The organism is Streptomyces sp. NPDC025784, assembly GCF_055558435.1.
Window position 1 is genome coordinate 21,408 of record NZ_JBVHMN010000020.1, and the last position, 18,768, is coordinate 40,175.

At 70.6% G+C, this 18,768-nt stretch carries 18 protein-coding genes; 10 read left to right on the plus strand and 8 right to left on the minus strand.

Annotated features, from left to right (window positions below; translation table 11 throughout):
• The first annotated feature begins 8 nt into the window (after positions 1-8).
• From ACZ4IF_RS34770 to ACZ4IF_RS34780, 3 genes are all read left to right on the plus strand, one after another.
• A complete protein-coding gene (locus ACZ4IF_RS34770; RefSeq protein ID WP_467570193.1) occupies positions 9-518 on the plus strand; it encodes a flavin reductase family protein in 510 nt (169 codons plus the stop codon).
• A 240-nt stretch (positions 519-758) separates the two neighbouring features.
• Positions 759-1,544, plus strand: a complete 786-nt coding sequence (locus ACZ4IF_RS34775) for an electron transfer flavoprotein subunit beta/FixA family protein (RefSeq protein ID WP_028799665.1) — start codon at positions 759-761, stop codon at positions 1,542-1,544.
• A gap of 52 nt (positions 1,545-1,596) precedes the next feature.
• Positions 1,597-2,559 carry an electron transfer flavoprotein subunit alpha/FixB family protein gene (locus tag ACZ4IF_RS34780; RefSeq protein WP_359504011.1) on the plus strand — a complete coding sequence of 321 codons (963 nt, stop codon included), beginning with the start codon at positions 1,597-1,599 and terminating at the stop codon, positions 2,557-2,559.
• 53 nt (positions 2,560-2,612) lie between these two features.
• Here the strand turns inward: ACZ4IF_RS34780 and ACZ4IF_RS34785 are convergent, their stop codons facing one another.
• Positions 2,613-3,506, minus strand: a complete 894-nt coding sequence (locus ACZ4IF_RS34785; protein ID WP_467570197.1) for an endonuclease/exonuclease/phosphatase family protein — start codon at positions 3,504-3,506, stop codon at positions 2,613-2,615.
• Positions 3,507-3,701: 195 nt separating this feature from the next.
• On the opposite strand from ACZ4IF_RS34785, the gene ACZ4IF_RS34790 reads away from it, so the two are divergent.
• The gene (locus ACZ4IF_RS34790; protein ID WP_467570201.1) at positions 3,702-5,006 is read left to right on the plus strand and encodes a DUF6986 family protein; all 1,305 of its coding nucleotides are present in this window, start codon (positions 3,702-3,704) and stop codon (positions 5,004-5,006) included.
• A 7-nt stretch (positions 5,007-5,013) separates the two neighbouring features.
• Here ACZ4IF_RS34790 and ACZ4IF_RS34795 read toward each other — a convergent pair whose 3' ends face one another.
• Together ACZ4IF_RS34795 and ACZ4IF_RS34800 are read right to left on the minus strand one after the other, a co-directional pair.
• Entirely contained in the window at positions 5,014-5,760 is a 747-nt protein-coding gene (locus ACZ4IF_RS34795) for a hypothetical protein (protein ID WP_467570205.1), read from the minus strand.
• Positions 5,761-5,763: 3 nt separating this feature from the next.
• Positions 5,764-6,858: a LacI family DNA-binding transcriptional regulator gene (locus tag ACZ4IF_RS34800; protein ID WP_467570207.1), complete on the minus strand. Its 1,095-nt coding sequence runs from the start codon at positions 6,856-6,858 to the stop codon at positions 5,764-5,766.
• A 240-nt stretch (positions 6,859-7,098) separates the two neighbouring features.
• On the opposite strand from ACZ4IF_RS34800, the gene ACZ4IF_RS34805 reads away from it, so the two are divergent.
• The gene (locus ACZ4IF_RS34805) at positions 7,099-8,052 is read left to right on the plus strand and encodes an ROK family protein (protein WP_359503998.1); all 954 of its coding nucleotides are present in this window, start codon (positions 7,099-7,101) and stop codon (positions 8,050-8,052) included.
• A 637-nt stretch (positions 8,053-8,689) separates the two neighbouring features.
• Here the strand turns inward: ACZ4IF_RS34805 and ACZ4IF_RS34810 are convergent.
• The gene (locus ACZ4IF_RS34810; RefSeq protein ID WP_467570210.1) at positions 8,690-10,735 is read right to left on the minus strand and encodes an NPCBM/NEW2 domain-containing protein; all 2,046 of its coding nucleotides are present in this window, start codon (positions 10,733-10,735) and stop codon (positions 8,690-8,692) included.
• Positions 10,736-11,002: 267 nt separating this feature from the next.
• On the opposite strand from ACZ4IF_RS34810, the gene ACZ4IF_RS34815 reads away from it, so the two are divergent.
• The 3 genes from ACZ4IF_RS34815 to ACZ4IF_RS34825 are packed head-to-tail and all read left to right on the plus strand — an operon-like array spanning position 11,003 to position 14,131.
• Complete coding sequence (locus tag ACZ4IF_RS34815; protein ID WP_467570212.1) at positions 11,003-12,271, plus strand: ABC transporter substrate-binding protein; 1,269 nt, start codon at positions 11,003-11,005, stop codon at positions 12,269-12,271.
• Between the two features lie 19 nt (positions 12,272-12,290).
• A complete protein-coding gene (locus ACZ4IF_RS34820; protein WP_467570215.1) occupies positions 12,291-13,205 on the plus strand; it encodes a carbohydrate ABC transporter permease in 915 nt (304 codons plus the stop codon).
• Positions 13,202-14,131: a carbohydrate ABC transporter permease gene (locus tag ACZ4IF_RS34825; protein ID WP_467570217.1), complete on the plus strand. Its 930-nt coding sequence runs from the start codon at positions 13,202-13,204 to the stop codon at positions 14,129-14,131. The genes ACZ4IF_RS34820 and ACZ4IF_RS34825 overlap by 4 nt, the downstream gene beginning before the upstream one ends.
• Before the next feature lie 9 nt (positions 14,132-14,140).
• On the opposite strand, the gene ACZ4IF_RS34830 is transcribed toward ACZ4IF_RS34825, so the two are convergent.
• The 3 genes from ACZ4IF_RS34830 to ACZ4IF_RS34840 form a co-directional block, all read right to left on the minus strand.
• Positions 14,141-14,881 (minus strand): VOC family protein, encoded by a 741-nt coding sequence (locus tag ACZ4IF_RS34830; protein WP_467570220.1) that lies wholly within the window; start codon positions 14,879-14,881, stop codon positions 14,141-14,143.
• A 120-nt stretch (positions 14,882-15,001) separates the two neighbouring features.
• On the minus strand, positions 15,002-15,184 hold the full coding sequence (locus tag ACZ4IF_RS34835; protein WP_467570223.1) for a hypothetical protein: 183 nt from the start codon (positions 15,182-15,184) through the stop codon (positions 15,002-15,004).
• 133 nt (positions 15,185-15,317) lie between these two features.
• Positions 15,318-15,518 (minus strand): hypothetical protein, encoded by a 201-nt coding sequence (locus tag ACZ4IF_RS34840; RefSeq protein ID WP_095932575.1) that lies wholly within the window; start codon positions 15,516-15,518, stop codon positions 15,318-15,320.
• Between the two features lie 187 nt (positions 15,519-15,705).
• On the opposite strand from ACZ4IF_RS34840, the gene ACZ4IF_RS34845 reads away from it, so the two are divergent.
• Entirely contained in the window at positions 15,706-15,903 is a 198-nt protein-coding gene (locus tag ACZ4IF_RS34845) for a hypothetical protein (RefSeq protein WP_467570226.1), read from the plus strand.
• A 130-nt stretch (positions 15,904-16,033) separates the two neighbouring features.
• Entirely contained in the window at positions 16,034-17,077 is a 1,044-nt protein-coding gene (locus ACZ4IF_RS34850; RefSeq protein ID WP_467570556.1) for an NUDIX hydrolase, read from the plus strand.
• Between the two features lie 173 nt (positions 17,078-17,250).
• On the opposite strand, the gene ACZ4IF_RS34855 is transcribed toward ACZ4IF_RS34850, so the two are convergent.
• Complete coding sequence (locus ACZ4IF_RS34855) at positions 17,251-18,606, minus strand: M20/M25/M40 family metallo-hydrolase (protein ID WP_467570229.1); 1,356 nt, start codon at positions 18,604-18,606, stop codon at positions 17,251-17,253.
• Between the last annotated feature and the right edge of the window lie 162 nt (positions 18,607-18,768).

Here is an 18,768-nt window from a genome sequence, read left to right on the forward strand (position 1 = left end):
ACAACTCCATGACGGCCACGCCCGACCTGGGTACCGCTCGGCTCGCCTCAACCGACCTGTTGCGCTCCGTCTTCCGGCGACACGCCGCGGGAGTGGCCGTGATCACGGCGGCCGGCGACTCGGGACCCGTCGGCTTCACCGCCACCTCGCTCACCTCGGTCTCCGCCGAGCCGCCGATCGTCTCCTTCGGGATCGGGACCGGAGCCTCCAGCTGGCCCGCGATGTCCGAGACCGGCCATGTCGGCGTCCATGTGCTCGGCGAACACCAGCAGGAGCTGGCGGCCACCTTCGCGAAGAGCGGCGCGGACCGTTTCGGCGCGCCCACCCGGTGGCGCGAGGGCCCGGAGGGGGTGCCCGTCCTGGATGACGTGCTCGCCTGGCTGGTGTGCCGGGTCGTGGCGCGCGTGCCCGCCGGAGACCATCGCATCGTGCTGGCCGAGGTGGTCGTCGGCGACCACTCGGGCCCGGGCCGTCCACTCGTGTACCACCAGGGTCGCTTCAACGGCCTGCGGGACTGAGCGGGCGATCCCGGGGCAGAGAGCTACCCGTTGGTGCTACTCGCTGGTTCTACCCGTCGGTTACGCAGCGTTGCCAAGGTCACAGTCCAAAGCGCTTGCTTAGTGTGCGCCCGGTGGGTGTACTGGCGAGTAATATTTCGTTCGGAGCGCGGGCCGCCCCGACCGGGATCGGCCGCTTCAGGCGCCTATGCTGCCTGAAAGCAGGCAGCCCAGAAATGACGATGCAGTAGGAGAGCCGGCGTGAGCTTGAGGATCGTTGTCACTGTGAAGTACGTGCCCGACGCCACTGGCGACCGGCACTTCGCCGATGACCTGACCGTCGACCGTGACGACGTGGACGGCCTGCTGTCCGAGCTCGACGAGTACGCCGTCGAGCAGGCGCTGCAGATCGCCGAGGACGCGGACGACGCCGAGATCACCGTGCTGACCGTCGGTCCGGAGGACGCCAAGGACGCGCTGCGCAAGGCGCTGTCGATGGGCGCGGACAAGGCGATCCACGTGGAGGACGACGACCTGCACGGCACGGATGTCATCGGTACCTCGCTGGTGCTGGCCAAGGCGATCGAGAAGGCCGGTTACGACCTGGTGATCTCCGGCATGGCGTCCACGGACGGCACCGCCGGTGTGGTCCCCGCTCTGCTGGCGGAGCGCCTGGGCGTGCCGCAGGTGACGCTGCTGTCCGAGGTGAGCGTCGAGGACGGCGTGGTCAAGGGCCGCCGTGACGGTGACACCGCCTCCGAGCAGCTGGAGGCCTCGCTTCCCGCCGTCGTGTCGGTCACCGACCAGTCGGGCGAGGCTCGCTACCCGTCCTTCAAGGGCATCATGGCGGCCAAGAAGAAGCCGGTGGAGTCCTGGGACCTGGAGGACCTGGAGATCGAGGCGGACGAGGTCGGCCTCGAGGGTGCCTGGACCAAGGTCGACTCCGCGGCCGAGCGTCCGGCGCGCACCGCCGGCACGATCGTCAAGGACGAGGGCGAGGGCGGCAAGCAGCTCGCTGAGTTCCTCGCGGGCCAGAAGTTCATCTGAGCCCAGCAGTCGCTGACCGCCCCTCAACTCATCCAAGCAGGAGAGCAATCCCATGGCTGAAGTTCTCGTCTACGTCGACCACGTGGACGGTGCCGTCCGCAAGCCCACCCTGGAGCTGCTGACCCTGGCCCGCCGCATCGGCGAGCCGGTCGCCGTCGCGCTGGGTTCCGGTGCGGAGAACACCGCCGCCGCGCTCGCCGAGCACGGCGCGGTCAAGGTCCTCACCCACGACGCCGCCGAGTACGCCGACTACCTGGTCGTGCCGAAGGTCGACGCCCTGCAGGCTGCCGTCGAGGCCGTCTCCCCGGCCGCCGTGCTGGTCCCCTCCTCCGCGGAGGGCAAGGAGATCGCCGCCCGTCTCGCCGTCCGCATCGGCTCGGGCATCATCACCGACGCGGTCGACCTGGAGGCGGGTGACGAGGGTCCGGTGGCCACGCAGTCCGCGTTCGCCGCGTCCTTCACCACCAAGTCCCGTGTCTCCAAGGGCACCCCGGTCATCACGGTCAAGCCGAACTCGGCCGCCGTGGAGGCCGCTCCGGCCGCCGGTGCGGTCGAGGCCCTGTCCGTGTCCTTCTCGGAGAAGGCGACGGGCACGAAGGTGACCGCGCGTACGCCGCGTGAGTCGACGGGCCGTCCGGAGCTGACCGAGGCCGCGATCGTGGTCTCCGGTGGCCGTGGCGTCAACGGCGCGGAGAACTTCTCGATCATCGAGGCTCTCGCCGACTCCCTCGGCGCGGCCGTGGGCGCGTCGCGTGCCGCGGTGGACGCCGGCTGGTACCCGCACACCAACCAGGTCGGCCAGACCGGCAAGTCGGTCTCGCCGCAGCTCTACATCGCGTCCGGCATCTCGGGTGCGATCCAGCACCGTGCCGGTATGCAGACCTCGAAGACGATCGTGGCGATCAACAAGGACGCGGAGGCCCCGATCTTCGACCTGGTCGACTACGGCGTGGTCGGCGACCTCTTCGACGTCGTCCCGCAGCTCACCGAGGAGATCAAGACCCGCAAGGGCTGAGCGACTTCGCGACGACGGGGCCCCCGCGACCGTACGGTCGCGGGGGCCCCGCCTCATCCCAGGGTCAGTGAGGCCCGCACCGGCAGATGGTCGCTCGGGAACTGTCCGTCCAGGGAGAACGTGTCGACCGAGGCCCGGTGCACGGCCACCGCGGGCGTCGAGAGAATCCAGTCGATGCGGTCGCCGTCCGGCACCAGCGGCCGGTAGCCGTGGAACGTGGCGTACGACGGACCGCGCTCGGCCGCGGCGTCCCAGGCGTCCACCAGGCCCGCGCCCAGCAGCGTGTCGTACACCGGGTCCCGGTGGGCCGCGACATTGAAGTCGCCGGTCACGAGCAGCGGCAGGGAAGGGTCGAGCCCCGCGATCCGCTGCCCGATCAGCGTGGCGGCGCGGGCGCGCGCGCCGCCGCTGCGGCTGTCCAGGTGGGTGTTGAGCAGGTAGAACTCGCGGTCCCCGTCGTGCAGGTCGCGGAACCGGACCCAGGTGACCATGCGGACGCAGACCCCGCCCCAGGTGTTCGAGCCGATCACCTCGGGCGTGTCCGACAGCCAGAAGTGCTCGTACTCCACCGGAGTGAGCCGGCGCGTGTCGTAGAAGACGGCCATGAACTCGTCGCGGCTGCCGCCCGCACGGCCGGTGCCGATCCACCCGTGGTGCGCGCCGAGGTCGGACGCGATGTCGCGCACCTGGTGGTAGAGGCCCTCCTGGGTTCCCATGACGTGCGGCGTCCCGCGCCGCAGCAGCTCCCGCGTCGCCGGGCGGCGCGCGGCCCAGCTGTGGGGCTCGGCGGTGCCGGCGTAGCGGAGGTTGAACGTCATCACGTCCAGGGGCCGGCCGCCGCGCCGGGATGCGGCGGTCTCGGCCGTGCTGAGCAGGGGCGTCGCGAGCGCCGTGGCCGCCGCGGTCCTGAGCCCCGTGCGCCGGGTCACTCTGCTGGAGTTCGACACGCCGTCTCCTTCGGTCGCGAGTCAGGATGAGGGGTGCGCACCACAGTGTGGAAGCTGGAAGCGAGACACGGGTGAACTCGGCGCGGTGCCCGAGCGTCCCGCGATCCAAGAGGGTGTTGACCGGCGGGAAGGTCCCCGGATAACTTCGCTCTACGGATTGTTGATTCCGTAGTGCGGAAAACTGGAGGGTGTGGGATGGGTCAGGGTCAGCAGGAGAAGGTGTCGACGAGCCTGGCGGGCGCCGTCAGCGAGGAGATCAGCGCCTCTCTCGCCCCGGTCGACGCCGAGCTGGAACGCCGCTACCCCGGAGACCCAGGCACCCGGCAGCCCGTCCACACCGTCTACGTCCCCGGTGACGTGTTCGCCGCCGACACCGTCCGCACGTGGGGCGACCGGGCCCTCGCCGCCCTGGACGAGCACGCCCCCGACGCCGCCTCGTTCGCCGCCGTTCTCGGTCTCGCCGACGAACTCGCAGAACCCGTCCACGACCGCGTACGGGCGAAGCTGGAGCGCGAACCCGTCGAGGACCTCCGCATCGACTTCGAGGACGGCTACGGCCCGCGCCCGGACGCCGAGGAGGACGAGGCGGCTGCCCGCGCGGCACGCCTGGTCGCGGAAGCCTACCGGGACGGCACGGCGGCCCCCTGTATGGGCATCCGCATGAAGTGCATGGAAGCCCCGGTGCGCGACCGCGGCATCCGCACCCTCGACGTCTTCCTGACCGGTCTGATGGAGGCCGGCGGCCTGCCCGGCGGACTCGTCCTGACCCTCCCCAAGGTGACGTACGCGGAGCAGGTCACCGCGATGGTCCGCCTCCTGGAGGAGTTCGAGAAGGCGCACGGGCTGGAGCCCGGCCGGATCGGCTTCGAGATCCAGATCGAGACCAGCCAGTCCATCCTCGCCACCGACGGCACCGCCACCGTCGCGCGCATGATCCAGGCCGCCGAGGGCCGGGCCACCGGACTGCACTACGGCACCTTCGACTACAGCGCCTGCCTCGGCGTCTCCGCCGCCTACCAGGCCAGCGACCACCCCGCCGCCGACCACGCCAAGGCGATCATGCAGGTCGCGGCGGCCGGTACCGGCGTACGCGTCTCGGACGGCTCGACGAACGTCCTCCCGGTCGGCCCCACCGCGAAAGTCCACGACGCCTGGCGCCTGCACTACGGCCTCACCCGCCGGGCCCTGGCCCGCGCCTACTACCAGGGCTGGGACATGCACCCCGGCCACATCCCGACCCGCTACGCCGCCGTCTTCGCCTTCTACCGCGAGGGTTTCGAACAGGCCGCGGCCCGCCTCGCCCGCTACGCCAACCACGCCGCCGGCGACGTCATGGACGAGCCCGCCACCGCCAAGGCCCTCAGCGGCTACCTGCTCCGCGGCCTGGACTGCGGCGCCCTCGACATCGCCGAGGTCGCCCGCCTGACCGGCCTGACCCGAGCGGACCTGGAGGGCTTCGCGTCGCCGAGGCGGGCGGATCTGACGATCTCGGGCCAGTAGAAGGCCGTCACAGCACGTACTGCTCCAGCCCCGACGCTCCCGTGAGTCCCTCTTCCGCGAACAGACCGGTGCCTCGCTCGCAGAGGCGCCGGTCGAGCCGGGCGCGTGAGCAGAACTCCTCGGGGGTCTCCCCGAACAGTGCTCGCAGCCGCGGCGATCCCGCCAACAGGGCGGCGAGCAGCGGACGCTCACCGGGGTGGAAGAGGGGCACTCCAGCGTCGTCCCGCAGGATGCCGTGCCGATTGACGTAGAGGTAGGCACCCTCCAGGAGCTCGCCGGATTCCAGCTCGATCGCGAAGTGCGAGGGGAGCCGGGCACGGTCGTACGCTCCCGCCGGTACGTTCACGCCCTCGCTCGCGTCGATCACGGCGAGTTGGTCGGCGTCGAGCCAGGTGATGAACAACTCGCTGACGCTGCCCGGCGCGTGGAACGGGGACGCGGACACGTACCCCATCGAGCTCACGTGGGCCGAGACACCGAGACCGATGCCGGCGACCCACGAATTCACCATCGGGATGGTGCAGGGCACCTTGTGCTCCGCCATCTTGTGACGGAGTTGGGCGGGGCAGGCGTTGGAGCCGACGGCGACGACGGGCGCCCTGTCCTCGTGCACCAAGCGGCTCAGTGGCACCATGCGGCTGCCGTCGAGGAGCCCCGACTCGGCCGGCCAGACCCCCGGATAGCTCAGCGGCCGGTCGCGCGGCGCCTCGGCCAGGCCGAGTGCCTCGAGGCTGTGCGGGTCCGGGGCGGCCACAGTTCAGCCCGACGGCGGCAGTTCCCCCGAGCCGCGGGTGATCAGGCGGGTGGGGAGTTCGATGCGTTCCGGCGTGACGAGGCTGCCGTCGAGCTGGCGGAAGAGGCGTTCGGCGGCGGTGCGGCCGAGGGCGGCGGCGTCCTGGGCGACCACGGTGACGCCGGGGTTCAGGAGATCGGCGAGTTCGATGTCGTCGAAGCCCACCAGGGCGACGGGGCGGCCGATCTCGGAGATGACACGGACCACGGTGACGGTGACACGGTTGTTGCCGGCGAAGATCGCGGTGACGGGCGAGGGGCCCGAGAGCATCTCCTCCGCCGCCTCGCGCACCCGCTGCGGATCGGTGACCCCGAGCGACATCCAGGCGTCCTCGACCGGTATGCCGGCGTCCTCCATCGCCGCCCGGTAGCCGCGCAGTCGCTCGGCGGCCGTGTGGATGCGCGGCATGTCGCCGATGAAGCCGATCCGGCGGTGGCCGTGGCCGATGAGGTGGGCGACACCGTCGCGGGCGCCGCCGAAGCTGTCCGACAGGACCACGTCCGCGTCGATCTTTCCGGCCGGACGGTCCACGAAGACGGTCGCGACACCCGCCTTGATCTCGGGCTCCAGATAGCGGTGGTCGTCACCGGCCGGGATCACCACCAGCCCGTCCACCCGGCGGGCGCACAGGGCGAGGACCAGCTCCTGCTCCCGGTCCGGGTCCTCGGCGCTGGAGCCGTTGATCAGCAGCGCTCCGTGGGCGCGGGCCACCTCCTCCACCGCGCGGCTGAGCGGACCGTAGAAGGGGTCGGCGAGATCCTCCAGGACGAGGCCGATGCTCGCGGTGCGCCCCTTGCGCAGCACGCGCGCGCTGTCGTTGCGGCGGAAGCCCAGCGCCTCGATGGCCTCCTGGACGCGGCGCTCGGTGTCCGGGGTGACCCCCGGCTCGCCGTTGACCACGCGCGAGACCGTCTTGAGGCCGACTCCGGCACGCGCCGCTACGTCCTTCATGGTCGGACGGTTTCCGTAGCGGCTTCCGGAGAGGCGGTCTGCTCGGCGGGCGGTCTCTGCCACGATGTGCTGTCCTGTCCTGTCGTCCACGGGGATGCGCCGGTCCATGGGGTTGTATGAGGATGTGGCGTCGAGCATAGAGCCTGGACAACGTTGTCAGATGCGGGAGACACTGTCCACCGCAATCTCCGGCCTGCGCCTTCCCCTCGAGGCGTGCGGTCCTTGCCGTCGTCACGGCGCCCTTCGCACGGCGTCCGGCAGGGTCCGGTCCTGCCCGCACCCGGCCGGGGACCCGGACCCGCAGCGCGGCGGGCCCGGCACGACACCGCCTTGGGAGTTCTGACACTGATGCACACCGACCTCGTGGCCGCGCTCGACATCGGCGGCACCAAGATCGCCGGAGCGCTGGTGGACGGCCACGGCCGGATCCTGCTGCGCGCGCAGCGCGCGACGCCCGCTCAGGAGGACGGCGACACCGTGATGCGCGCCGTCGAGGACGTGCTCGGCGAGCTCACCGTCTCACCGCTGTGGAGCGGGGCACGGGCGGTCGGCATCGGCAGCGCGGGCCCGGTGGACGCCTCCGCAGGCACGGTGAGCCCCGTGAACGTGCCCGGCTGGCGCGGCTACCCGCTGGTCGAGGGGGTCCGCAGGGCCACCGGAGGGCTTCCCGTGGAGCTGATCGGCGACGGCGTGGCCATCACGGCGGCCGAGCACTGGCAGGGCGCCGCCCGCGGCCACGACAACGCGCTGTGCATGGTGGTGTCCACCGGGGTGGGCGGCGGACTCGTCCTCAACGGGCAGCTGCACCCCGGCCCCACCGGCAACGCGGGCCACATCGGCCACATCAGTGTCGACCTCGACGGCGACGCGTGCCCGTGCGGCTCCCGCGGCTGCGTGGAGCGCATCGCCAGCGGCCCGAACATCGCGCGCCGCGCACTGGACGCCGGCTGGCGGCCGGGCCCGGACGGCGACACGACGGCCGCCGCGGTCGGCGAGGCCGCCCGCGCCGGCGACCCGGTGGCCGTGGCCTCCTTCGAGCGGGCCGCGCAGGCCCTCGCCGCGGGCATCGCCGCGACCGCGACGCTCGTCGAGATCGACATCGCCGTCATCGGCGGGGGAGTGGCCAAGGCCGGCGAGGTCCTCTTCGCGCCGCTGCGCAGGGCGCTGGCCGACTACGCGACGCTGTCCTTCGTGCAGCGGCTGACCGTGGCGCCCGCGCTGATGGGCACGGACGCGGGCCTGGTCGGCGCGGCGGCGGCCGCGCTCACCCGCAGGACGAGCGCGACCGCGGCCGGGGTCTGAGGGGGACTGACGCCGCGGTGTGAGGTCGGGGCGTCGGCCGAGGCGTGCGGTCGGGGCGACGGCCGGGGACGAGGTTCCGGCTTCGTGGGCTCCTGTCGGCGGCCCCCCGTGCCGTGCCCGCGGCCGGGGGCGAGGTTCCGGTGTCACGGGCTTCCTCCAAGCGGCCGGCCCGCGCCGTTCCCGCGGTGGGGATCCCCCTGCTGTGGTGGCCACCAGCAGGCGGATCTCCGTCCCCCGGCGTGCGGTGGGGCGTCGCGCCCTGCCCGGGGCTGTCCCCCTGCCGGCCGGCACCCTGCCGGGGGCTCTCCCCGTGCCGCGGAGGGACGGCACCCCTGCCGGGGGCTCTCCCCGTAGCGGGCCGGCACCCTGCCGGCGTCTCTGCCCATGCCGCACGGGGCCGGCACCCTGCCGGGGTCTCTGCCCATGCCGCACGGGGCCGGCACCCTGCCCGGGGCTCTTCCTCCCGCCCGGAGACGGCCCGCCCCCCGCCAGGGCTCTCCTCCGCCCGCGGGCCGCGGGCCGGTGGCCCGGGCCGGCGGCCCGCGCCCCGGTCCCGGTCCCGGTCCCGGTCCCGAGCGAGGGTGGGCGTCGCGTCGGCCGGTCCGCCGTCGCACGCCCCCCTCGCGCTGTCACGGCCTCAGCAGCTGAGCCTCGCGTCCGCCCAGTCGGCGTGGTCCGAGTCGATCCCGTCGCCGCCGTCGGTGACGACGAGCCGGACCACCTGGGCGCCGGTCACATCGGCCGTGACCGGCTGGGCCGGCATCGCGTTGGTGAGCACGCCGGTCGAGGCGACCTTGACGTCGTCGGCCCAGATCTCGAAGGCGACGCTGCCCTTGACGCCCTTCTCGTCGTCCACGCCCACGTCGGCGGTGACCGTCTCGCACGCCTTGCCGGTGTAGTACTCGACGGCGCTCTCGGCGTGCACACCGAGCCCCTTGGCGTAGGCGACCCCGCCCAGAGTGATCGGACGACCGTCCCCGGCGGCGCTCTCCCCGTTGCTGGTGTTGCGCTCGACGGGTCCCCAGCCGTTCGTCGTCGACAGCCACGGCAGGTCGCCGAGGGAGGAGACACCCGAAGGGGGCGCCACGACCACGGACGCCTTCAACGGCAGTACGGTCTCGGCGCGTACGCCGGTCGGCGAGCGGTACGCCGTCGTCAGCGTGAGGTCGTAGGAGCCCGTGGGCGTGCCCTCGGGCGCGGTGACCCGCCACTGTGTGCGCAGGGCACGGCCGGTCGGCAGTACGGCCTGGGTGGTCGGACCGGTCGCCCGCACCGTCCAGCCCTCAGGTCCGCTCATCGTCACCGAGACCTGCCGGGCGGGCGTGCGGCCGAGGTCGGTGACCGCCGACGTCAGCGTGGCCGCCTTTCCGGCCTCCACCAGCGGGCTACCGTCCAGGCCGAGTTCGACGGCGGGCGGGTTCTCGGCCCACCGGGGGTCGGCCGCGACGCGGAACAGGACCGTGCCGTGCGCGGGTACGGTCGCCGAGATCGTGCCTGCGGTGTTGTAGCTCTTGTGCCGCCACAGGTCGCGCTGGGTGTACGCGTCGGCCGCGGGCAGGCCGACGGCCTGCGCGGTCGTGGCGATGCGCTGTGCGTTGCCGGTCTCGTTGAACAGCGCCACGGCGCGGCTGCCGTCCTTCATCTCCTTGGAGACGACCCAGCGTCCGCCCGAGGAGGACACCACCGCGCCCTGCTTGCCCAGCGGGTCCTGGTCGACGGCGATGACCTCCTTGTTGTCGAGGATGTCGAAGGTCGCCGCGGAGGCCTTGCGCAGGTCCGAGCCGATGAGCAGCGGGGCCGCCATGACCGACCACATGGAGAAGTGCGAGCGGTACTCGGTGTCGGTCATGCCGCCGTTGCCGACCTCCAGCATGTCCGGGTCGTTCCAGTGCCCGGGACCGGCGTGCGGGGCGAGCGGCAGGTTCTGCTTGAGGATCGACAGCATGGAGCCCCAGCTGTCGCTGATGTCCCCGGTCGTGCGCCACAGGTGGCCGACGTCCGCGGCCCATTCCCAGGGCTTGTTCTCGCCCCATTCGCAGATGCTGTAGACGATCGGCCGTCCGGTCGCCTTCAGCGCGTCACGCATGGTCGTGTAGCGCAGGCGGGCGTCGACGCCCTGGTTGTTGCAGTTGTCGTACTTGAGGTAGTCGACGCCCCAGTCCGCGAACTGCTGGGCGTCGCTGTACTCGTGGCCGAGGGCGCCGGGGAATCCCGCGCTGTTGCAGGTCTTCGTGCCGGCACTGGTGTAGATGCCGAGCTTGAGCCCCTTGGCGTGTACGTAGTCGGCGACCGCTTTGATCCCGCCGGGGAACCGCACGGGGTCGGGCACCAGTTTGCCGTTCGCGTCCCGGCTCGGGAGAGCCCAGCAGTCGTCCAGATTGACGTACTGGTAGCCGGCGTCCTTGAGGCCCTTGTCGACGAAGATGTCCGCGATGCCCTTGACCATGTCCTCGTTGAACTCCGCCCGGCAGTGCGTGGAGTTCCAGTTGTTGAAGCCCATCGGAGGGGTGAGGGCGAGACCGTCGGCCAGAGCCGGGGAGGCGGGGGAGGCCGTGGCCGGTGTGCCGGAGGCGCTTCCGGGGGCGGCGAGAGCCGGTGAGGCGAGGCCGGCCGCACACAACAGTCCGGCGGTTAGCGCTCCGACCACTCTTCTGCGGGTTGTGCGGGTGTGAAGGTGACGCATCGTTACGTTCCTCCGAACTCGCGAAAGATGGGATGACGACATGTCCGCGACAATGGTGCGCGTTTACGGTAGGACGTGTCGGACTCTGTTGGAAGAGAAGTGGTAACGGTTGTTCGATATCTCGTCAGAACCCTTGACGGAGCCCTTACATGGGAGTGAGATCCAAGCCTCGCGTTCGGTTGTGTTGGATGGCACCCCGAGGAGGGGGACATGGCACAGTCATCGTCGGACGGGCTTGTCGTGCCCGAAGGTTCCACAGGACATCGGATGTCCCGGCGAAATCTCCTGCGAGGTGCGGCCGTCGGAATCGGCGCGGTCTCGCTCCCCGCCCTGCTGTCCGCGTGCGGCGACGGACCGGGAGGGAACAAGAACCAAGTCACCGTGGGGTCCAACGCGTCGGACGAGGTCCCCAAGAAGGCCTACGCGGCGGCCTTCGCGGCGTACGAGAAGAAGACCGGCAAGAAGGTCAAGGTCAACACCAAGGACCACAACGACTTCCAGGAGAACATCAACCGCTATCTCCAGGGCACGCCCGACGACGTCTTCATGTGGTTCGCCGGATACCGCATGCAGTACTTCGCCGAGAAGGGGCTGCTGCACGAGATCAGTGACGTCTGGAGCGGCTTCGGCGGGTTCTCCGACGCCCTCAAGGAGCAGTCCACGCACGAGGGCAAGCAGTACTTCGTGCCGTACTACTACTATCCGTGGGCCGTCTTCCACCGGAAGAGCCTCTTCGCGAAACAGGGCTACGAACAGCCCGCGAAATGGGACGAGTTCGTCGCGCTCGCCAAGAAGATGTCGAAGGACGGCACCCCCGTCGCGTTCTGCGACAAGGACGGCTGGCCCGCCATGGGCACCTTCGACTACATCAACATGCGGCTGAACGGATACGACTTCCACAAGTCCCTGATGGCGGGCGAGAAGGCGTGGACCGACACCAAGGTCAAGAACGTCTTCGACACCTGGCGCGAACTCATGCCGTACTACCAGAAGGGTGCCCTCGGCCGTACCTGGGAAGAGGCAGGCCAGAGCCTCCAGCAGCGCAAGACCGGCATGGCGGTGTTCGGAATGCCGCACCCCGGAACCCAGTTCCCGGAGAACGAGCGCGACGACATCGACTTCTTCGCCTTCCCCGAGATCGACCCGCAGTACGCGCAGGACGCCGTGGAAGCCCCCATCGACGGATTCCTCGTCGCCAAGAAGTCGAAGAACGTCGACGGGGCGAAAGCCCTGCTGAAATGGCTGGGCACACCCAAGGCCGAGGACACCTATCTCGCGCTCGACCCCAACAACGTGGCCGTCAACGACGGCGCCGACACCTCCAAGTACACCGCCCTGCAGAAGAAGTCGGCCGAGCTGGTGTCCGGAGCCAAGCAGATCTCACAGTTCATGGACCGTGACACCCGGCCCGACTTCGCCTCGACCGTCATGATCAAGGCGATCCAGGACTTCATCGGAAACCCGAAGGACGTCGACGGTCTCTGCAACAGCATCGAACGGCAGAAGAAGACCATCTTCTCGTCGCCCGTCGGCTGAACCTGGGGGAAGACGTCCCGTGGCGCTCAACATCCCACGGCGCGCGGGACGACGACGGCTGCGGCGGTTCACCCGCCGCGACGTCGTCGTCCTCGGCGTGCTCCTCGGCATACCCGTCCTGCTCGACATCGCCGTCGTCTGGGGCCCGACCCTCGCCTCCATAGGACTCTCCTTCACCTCCTGGGACGGCATCGGCGACATCCACTGGGTCGGCGGCGACAACTACAAGAACATGGCCGAGAACTACCCGGTCTTCTGGCCGGCCGTCCGCCACAACATCCTGTGGCTGCTCTTCCTCGGCCTGATCGCCACGCCCTTCGGCCTCTTCCTGGCCGTCCTCATCGACAGGGGCGTCCGCTTCAGCCGCTTCTACCAGTCGACGATCTACCTGCCGGTCGTGCTCTCCCTCGCCATCGTCGGTTTCATCGCCCAACTGGTGCTGGGCACCGACCAGGGCGTGGTCAACACCATCCTGAACAACCACGACGACCCCATCGACTGGCTCGGCGACTCGCACCTCAACCTCTGGATGATGATGATCGCGGCGAGCTGGCGGCACACCGGCTACGTGATGATCCTCTACCTGGCCGGACTCAAGTCCGTGGACCCGCAGTTGAAGGAAGCGGCCGCCATCGACGGCGCCAACGCCCGCCAGACCTTCTTCCGCGTCGTCTTCCCGACGCTGCGCCCCGTCAACGTCATCGTCGGCGTCATCACCGTCATCGAGGCCCTGCGTGCCTTCGACATCGTCTACGCCGTCAACAAGGGCCGCAACGGCCTGGAACTCCTTTCCGTCCTGATCACCGACAACATCATCGGCGAGGCCGGCCGCATCGGCTTCGGCTCCGCCATCGCGGTCGTCCTGCTCACCGTCTCCCTGGGATTCATCGTGACGTTCCTGGTCCAAGAGCTGCGAGGTGCGCGCGACCGATGACCGCCGACATCCGCACCGACGCGCCCGTCCGGACGGAGTCCGCCACGACACGACGTCCCGCGCCCCGCCGCGGGCCGCGCCCCGGCCGCTTCGGCGTGCACATCTTCCTGATGGGCGTGTCCCTGGCCTTCCTCGCCCCGCTCCTGCTCGCCGTCTACGCCTCGCTGCGGCCGTACGAGGAGACCGCACAGCACGGCTACTTCTCGTTCCCCAGGCACCTGTCCTTCGACTACTACCGCCGGGCCTACACCGAGTCCGGCATGGGGAAGTACTTCACCAACACGCTGCTCATCGCCGTCCCCGGGGTGCTCCTCACCCTGTTCCTGGCATCCTTCGTCGCGTTCGCGGTCTCCCGTCTCAAGCTGCGGGGCGGTCTCGTCCTGCTGATGTTCTTCACGGCGGGCAACCTGCTGCCCCAGCAGGTGATCGTCACCCCGCTGTACGTCCTGTTCAACAAGATCCCGCTGCCCTGGTGGATGTCCGACTCCCTCACGATGTACGACTCCTACTGGGCCGTGATCGTCGTCAACGTCGGGTTCCAGCTGGGCTTCTGCGTCTTCGTGCTCGCCAACTTCATGCGGACCCTGCCGCAGGAGATCCTCGAGGCCGCGGTGGTCGACGGTGCCGGAGTCTGGACCCAGTTCTGGCGCATCACGCTTCCGCTGTGCCGGCCCGCGCTCGCCGCCCTCGGAACCCTCGAATTCACCTGGATCTACAACGACTTCCTCTGGGCACTGATCTTCATCTCCAACCCCGACAAGCTCCCCGTCACGTCGTCCCTGAACAACCTCCGGGGCCAGTTCTTCACCGACTACAACCTGTTGGCCGCGGGTTCGGTCCTCGTCGCGCTGCCGACGATCCTCGTGTTCCTGCTCCTCCAGCGGCACTTCATCGCGGGACTGACGCTGGGGTCGACGAAGGGGTAACGCTCCGCGTCAGGACGGGGCGAGGACGCAGAACTCGTGGCCCTCGGGGTCGGCCAGGCACGTCCACGGGGCGTCGCCCTGGCCGACGTCGAGGTCGGTGGCGCCGAGGGCCCGCAGCCGCGCCACCTCCGCCGCCTTGTCGTCCCCGGGGTACGGCAGCAGATCGAGATGGACGCGGTCCGGCACGGTCTTCACGCCGGGCGTGCGGAGGAACTCGAGATACGGACCGACACCCTTGGCGGCACGGAACACCGCCTGATCGTCGGTCACCCCGTGCAGGGTCCAGTCCAGCGCCTCATCCCAGAACCGGGCCATGGCCCGGGGATCCGTACAGTCGACCACGACGGCGGCGATCGGCCCGGTGTCCCGGTAGATCTCCCGGGGCTCCAGCACGCAGAACTCATTGCCCTCGGGGTCGGCGAGGACCGTCCACGGCACACTGCCCCGGCCCACGTCGACGGGCGTCGCACCGAGAGCCTTCAGACGTGCCACCAACTCCGTCCGATGGGCCGCGGACATGGTGGCGAGATCGAGGTGTACACGGTTCTTCGTCGCCGTCTTGGACTCCGGGACGGGAACGAAGTCGACGCCGACGACGACCGGGTCCGGCCAGACGAGGCCGCCGGCGGGTCCGACGTAGGTCGTCGCGCCGGGGCTGTAGGCACTCCAGCCGAGCGCCTTTGCCCAGAACCGGCCGACCGCCGAGTGGTCAAGAGCCTTGATGTTCACCATCACGGGTCGCAGCGCCATGCCGGCGATCCTATGCAGCCGCTCCGCGACGACAGGGAGAGCCCCGCGCGCAGGCACACCTCCGGCGCGCGCCGAGAGCACGCGCCTCTTCGACGTACGAGGCCGCCCGGCCGTGCGGTCTCAGCCCGTGCCGAGGGCCGCCGCCTCGTCGCCGTCGTCGTCCGACTCCGCGTCCGGCGAGGGGACCGCGCCCTCGACCGCTCTTCGCCGCGCGGACTTCTGCCCCTTGGTCACGCACGCGGCCGAACGGGCCAGCTGCGCCTGCAACTGCTCGAACGCCGCCGGCCCTGCCAGATCCCGCAACCTGCGACTTCTGCTCATATCTGGAGAAACGATCCACCGCCCGGTCCGTAACCCGGCCGCGCCCGAACGGAGCAATACCGACGCCGCGCCCGGTGCCTCCCGGCCCCGGACGCCGCTCATGCACCCGCAGGGATCACATGCCGTCCAGCAGCGACCCGCCCAGGTCACCCGGTACGCCCGCCTCCGGCGACTCCGCCCACAGCCGGGCAGCGATCTCATCGGCCTCGTCCTGCGGTGTCCCCGCCTCGACCAGGATGACCCCCTTGCTGCCGTCGGGGAACTTCACGGCCCGAGCCTCTTTGCCCAGCCGGTCCAGCTTCGCCCTCTCCGGCATCCTCACTCCTTCAGTCGGGGAGACCACGCTAGAACGCCTTCACCAGGGCCGACAGTCGAGTTCGGCCGTACGGCCTACTGCTCGACCGCCTCCGTCGGTGGGTGCCGGGGGCGGGGTGCCGGTGGGAAATGACCGGCATCTCGGACGGCGCGCGTGACCCTTCGGCGGTTTGCCAGTTGAACCGGGCATGAAGAAGCGCAGCATGCTGGCCATTGCCTCCCTCGCCACCGGGTTCGTCGTCGCGGCGATCACTCCCTCGCACGCCCTGGAGGGGGACGCGCTGGGCGATCTGAACGTCGGTGACTCCCTCAGCACCGTCGATCACACGATCAGCAGCGACAGTCTGGCCGTCGACCAGGACGCGCTGGGCGGGGAGAACGGCTGAAGGGTTCCTTCCATGGCGCCGGTGCCCGGGGACGGGGCACCGGCGCCATGCTGTGGGCGCCCTCATCAGGGGCTGGTTTCCGTGGCAGGGTGGAGCGGGCAAGCCACAGGGGGCCAACAGAAGAGGGGGAATCGTGATCGTCTGGATCAACGGTGCGTTCGGTGCGGGGAAGACCACCACCGCACGGGAACTGATCGAGCTGATCCCGAACAGCACGCTCTTCGACCCCGAGGTCATCGGCGGCGCACTCACGCACCTGCTGCCGGCCAAGCACCTCGCCGAGGTCGGCGACTTCCAGGACCTGCCGATCTGGCGACGTCTGGTGGTCGACACCGCGGCGGCGATGCTCGCCGAGCTCGGTGGTGTCCTCGTGGTCCCGATGACCCTGCTCCGCCAGGAATACCGCGACGAGATCTTCGGAGGCCTGGCCGCGCGCCGTGTCTCCGTACGGCATGTGCTCCTCGCCCCGGCGGAAACGATCCTGCGCGAGCGAATAGCCGACCGTGAGGTGCCGCCGGAACTGCCCGACGGCGAGATCAGGGTGCGCCAGTGGTCCTACGACCACATCGAGCCGTACCGTGCCGCGCTCGGCTCCTGGCTCACCGCGGACGCCCATCCCGTGGACACCAGCGCCCTCACCCCGTACGACGCGGCGGTCCGCATCGCCGAGGCCGTGCGGACCGGGGAGGTACCGGTCTGCGACATCGTGCAGACCCCCGAACCCACCGCGGAGACCGTCGCCGCCGGAGTGCTCCTCTTCGACGAGCAGGACCGGGTGCTCCTCGTCGACCCGACGTACAAGCCCGGCTGGGAATTCCCCGGCGGCGTCGTCGAGCCCGGCGAGGCCCCCGCCCGCGCCGGCATGCGCGAGGTCGCCGAGGAGACAGGCCTCACGCTCGAGGACGTGCCCCGGCTCCTGGTCGTCGACTGGGAGTCGCCCAAGCCCCCGGGCTACGGCGGCCTGCGGCTGCTGTTCGACGGAGGCCGCCTCGACGGGGCGGCCACCCGCCGGCTGCTGCTCCCCGGACCCGAGCTCCGCGACTGGCGCTTCGCCACCGAAGAGGAGGCGGCCGACCTCCTGCCGCCCGTGCGCTACGAACGGCTGCGCTGGGCCCTGCGGGCGCGCGAGCGGGGCGCGGCACTCTACCTGGAGTCAGGGGTCCCCGTGGGGTGACACGGAGGAGTCGGGGCGCCCGTGCGCGGTCTTCTCCCGCCGGGTGCCGGGTGCCGGGTGCCGGGTGCCGGGTGCCGGGTGCCGGGTGCCGGCCGTCGGACGAGGGACACCGGGCGCCGGGTATGACCGGTCGACCCCGACCGCTCATACCCGGCACCCGGCCGGAAGACCGGTCAGCTTGCCGCGTAGTTCCGGAGGAACAGCGCCTCGGCGACCGACAGGCGCTCCAGCTCGTCCGGTGAGACGCCCTCGTTCACCGCGTGGATCTGCGCCTCCGGCTCGCTCAGTCCGATGAGCAGGATCTCGGCCTGCGGATACAGCGAGGCGAGGGTGTTGCACAGCGGGATGGAGCCGCCCAGGCCCGCGTACTGCATCTCCTGGCCCGCGTACGCGACCGACATGGCCTCGGTCATCGCCGCGTACGCCGGGCTCGACGTGTCGGCGCGGAACGGCTGCCCCTGACCGATCTGCTCGGTGCTCACCCGCGCGCCCCACGGCGTACGTGTCTCCAGGTGGGCCTGGAGCAGCTTGGTCGCCTCGGCGGCGTCCGCGCCCGGCGGCACCCGCAGGCTCACCAGCGCGCGGGCGCCCGCCTGCACGGAGGCCGTCGCGCCGACCACCGGCGGGCAGTCGATGCCGAGGACGGTCACGGCCGGACGCGCCCAGATGCGGTCGGCGATCGTCCCGGAGCCGATGAGTTCCACCCCGTCGAGCACCTTGGCGTCCTTGCGGAACGACTCCTCGTCGTACTCCAGCCCGTCCCAGGACGCGTCACCCGCGAGACCGTCGACCGTCGTCGAACCGTCCTCGGCCCGCAGCGAGTCCAGGACGCGGATCAGTGCCGCCAGCGCGTCGGGGGCCGCCCCGCCGAACTGCCCCGAGTGCAGGTTCCCTTCGAGGGTGTCCACCTGAATGCGCACGAGGGTCATGCCGCGCAGCGTCGCGGTCACCGTCGGCAGGCCGGCGCGGAAGTTGCCGGCGTCGCCGATGACGATGGTGTCGGCCGTCAGCAGATCCGGGTGCTCCTCGGCGTACCGCTCGAGGCCGCCGGTGCCCTGCTCCTCCGAACCCTCGACGATCACCTTGACGTGCACCGGCACGCCGCCGTTCGCCTTCAGCGCCCGCAGGGCGAGCAGGTGCATGATGACGCCGCCCTTGCAGTCGGCGCTGCCGCGCCCGTACCAGCGGCCGTCGCGCTCCGTCAGTTCGAACGGCGGGGTCACCCAGGCCGCCTCGTCCAACGGCGGCTGCACGTCGTAGTGCGCGTACAGCAGGACCGTCTTCGCACCTTCCGGTCCGGGCAGGAAGCCGTACACCGACTGCGTGCCGTCAGGGGTGTCGAGCAGCGCCAGGTCCTGGAAGCCCTCGGCGCGCAGCGCGTCGACTATCCAGTTCGCCGCGCCCTCGCTCTCGCTCTTGGGGTATTGGTCGAAGTCCGCCACCGACTTGAAGGCCACCAGCTCGGCGAGCTCCGCCTTCGCACGGGGCATGAGCGAGGCGACGGTCTCGGCGACCGGATTCGACGACATGGGCACGCTCCTTGTGGGTGCGACGTTGACTTCTGTGTACAGGTGATCGGGTGGTGCGTACGCGCTTGCTGGTGTGCAGGGCGCATACGCTGCCGATCCTCCCACAGCGGCCTGCGGCGATGCCCGCCGTAGGATGCGGGAGACAGGTGCGGCAGACGGCTG

Bases quoted from the DNA above. Each gene is read 5' to 3' on its own strand.
- ACZ4IF_RS34780 (WP_359504011.1), top strand. From the start codon at position 1,597: ATGGCTGAAGTTCTCGTCTACGTCGACCACGTGGACGGTGCCGTCCGC.
- ACZ4IF_RS34825 (WP_467570217.1), top strand. From the start codon at position 13,202: ATGACCGCCGACATCCGCACCGACGCGCCCGTCCGGACGGAGTCCGCC.
- ACZ4IF_RS34845 (WP_467570226.1), top strand. From the start codon at position 15,706: ATGAAGAAGCGCAGCATGCTGGCCATTGCCTCCCTCGCCACCGGGTTC.
- ACZ4IF_RS34770 (WP_467570193.1), top strand. From the start codon at position 9: ATGACGGCCACGCCCGACCTGGGTACCGCTCGGCTCGCCTCAACCGAC.
- ACZ4IF_RS34830 (WP_467570220.1), bottom strand. From the start codon at position 14,881: ATGGCGCTGCGACCCGTGATGGTGAACATCAAGGCTCTTGACCACTCG.
- ACZ4IF_RS34810 (WP_467570210.1), bottom strand. From the start codon at position 10,735: ATGCGTCACCTTCACACCCGCACAACCCGCAGAAGAGTGGTCGGAGCG.
- ACZ4IF_RS34805 (WP_359503998.1), top strand. From the start codon at position 7,099: ATGCACACCGACCTCGTGGCCGCGCTCGACATCGGCGGCACCAAGATC.
- ACZ4IF_RS34790 (WP_467570201.1), top strand. From the start codon at position 3,702: ATGGGTCAGGGTCAGCAGGAGAAGGTGTCGACGAGCCTGGCGGGCGCC.
- ACZ4IF_RS34855 (WP_467570229.1), bottom strand. From the start codon at position 18,606: ATGTCGTCGAATCCGGTCGCCGAGACCGTCGCCTCGCTCATGCCCCGT.
- ACZ4IF_RS34815 (WP_467570212.1), top strand. From the start codon at position 11,003: ATGTCCCGGCGAAATCTCCTGCGAGGTGCGGCCGTCGGAATCGGCGCG.
- ACZ4IF_RS34800 (WP_467570207.1), bottom strand. From the start codon at position 6,858: ATGGACCGGCGCATCCCCGTGGACGACAGGACAGGACAGCACATCGTG.
- ACZ4IF_RS34840 (WP_095932575.1), bottom strand. From the start codon at position 15,518: ATGCCGGAGAGGGCGAAGCTGGACCGGCTGGGCAAAGAGGCTCGGGCC.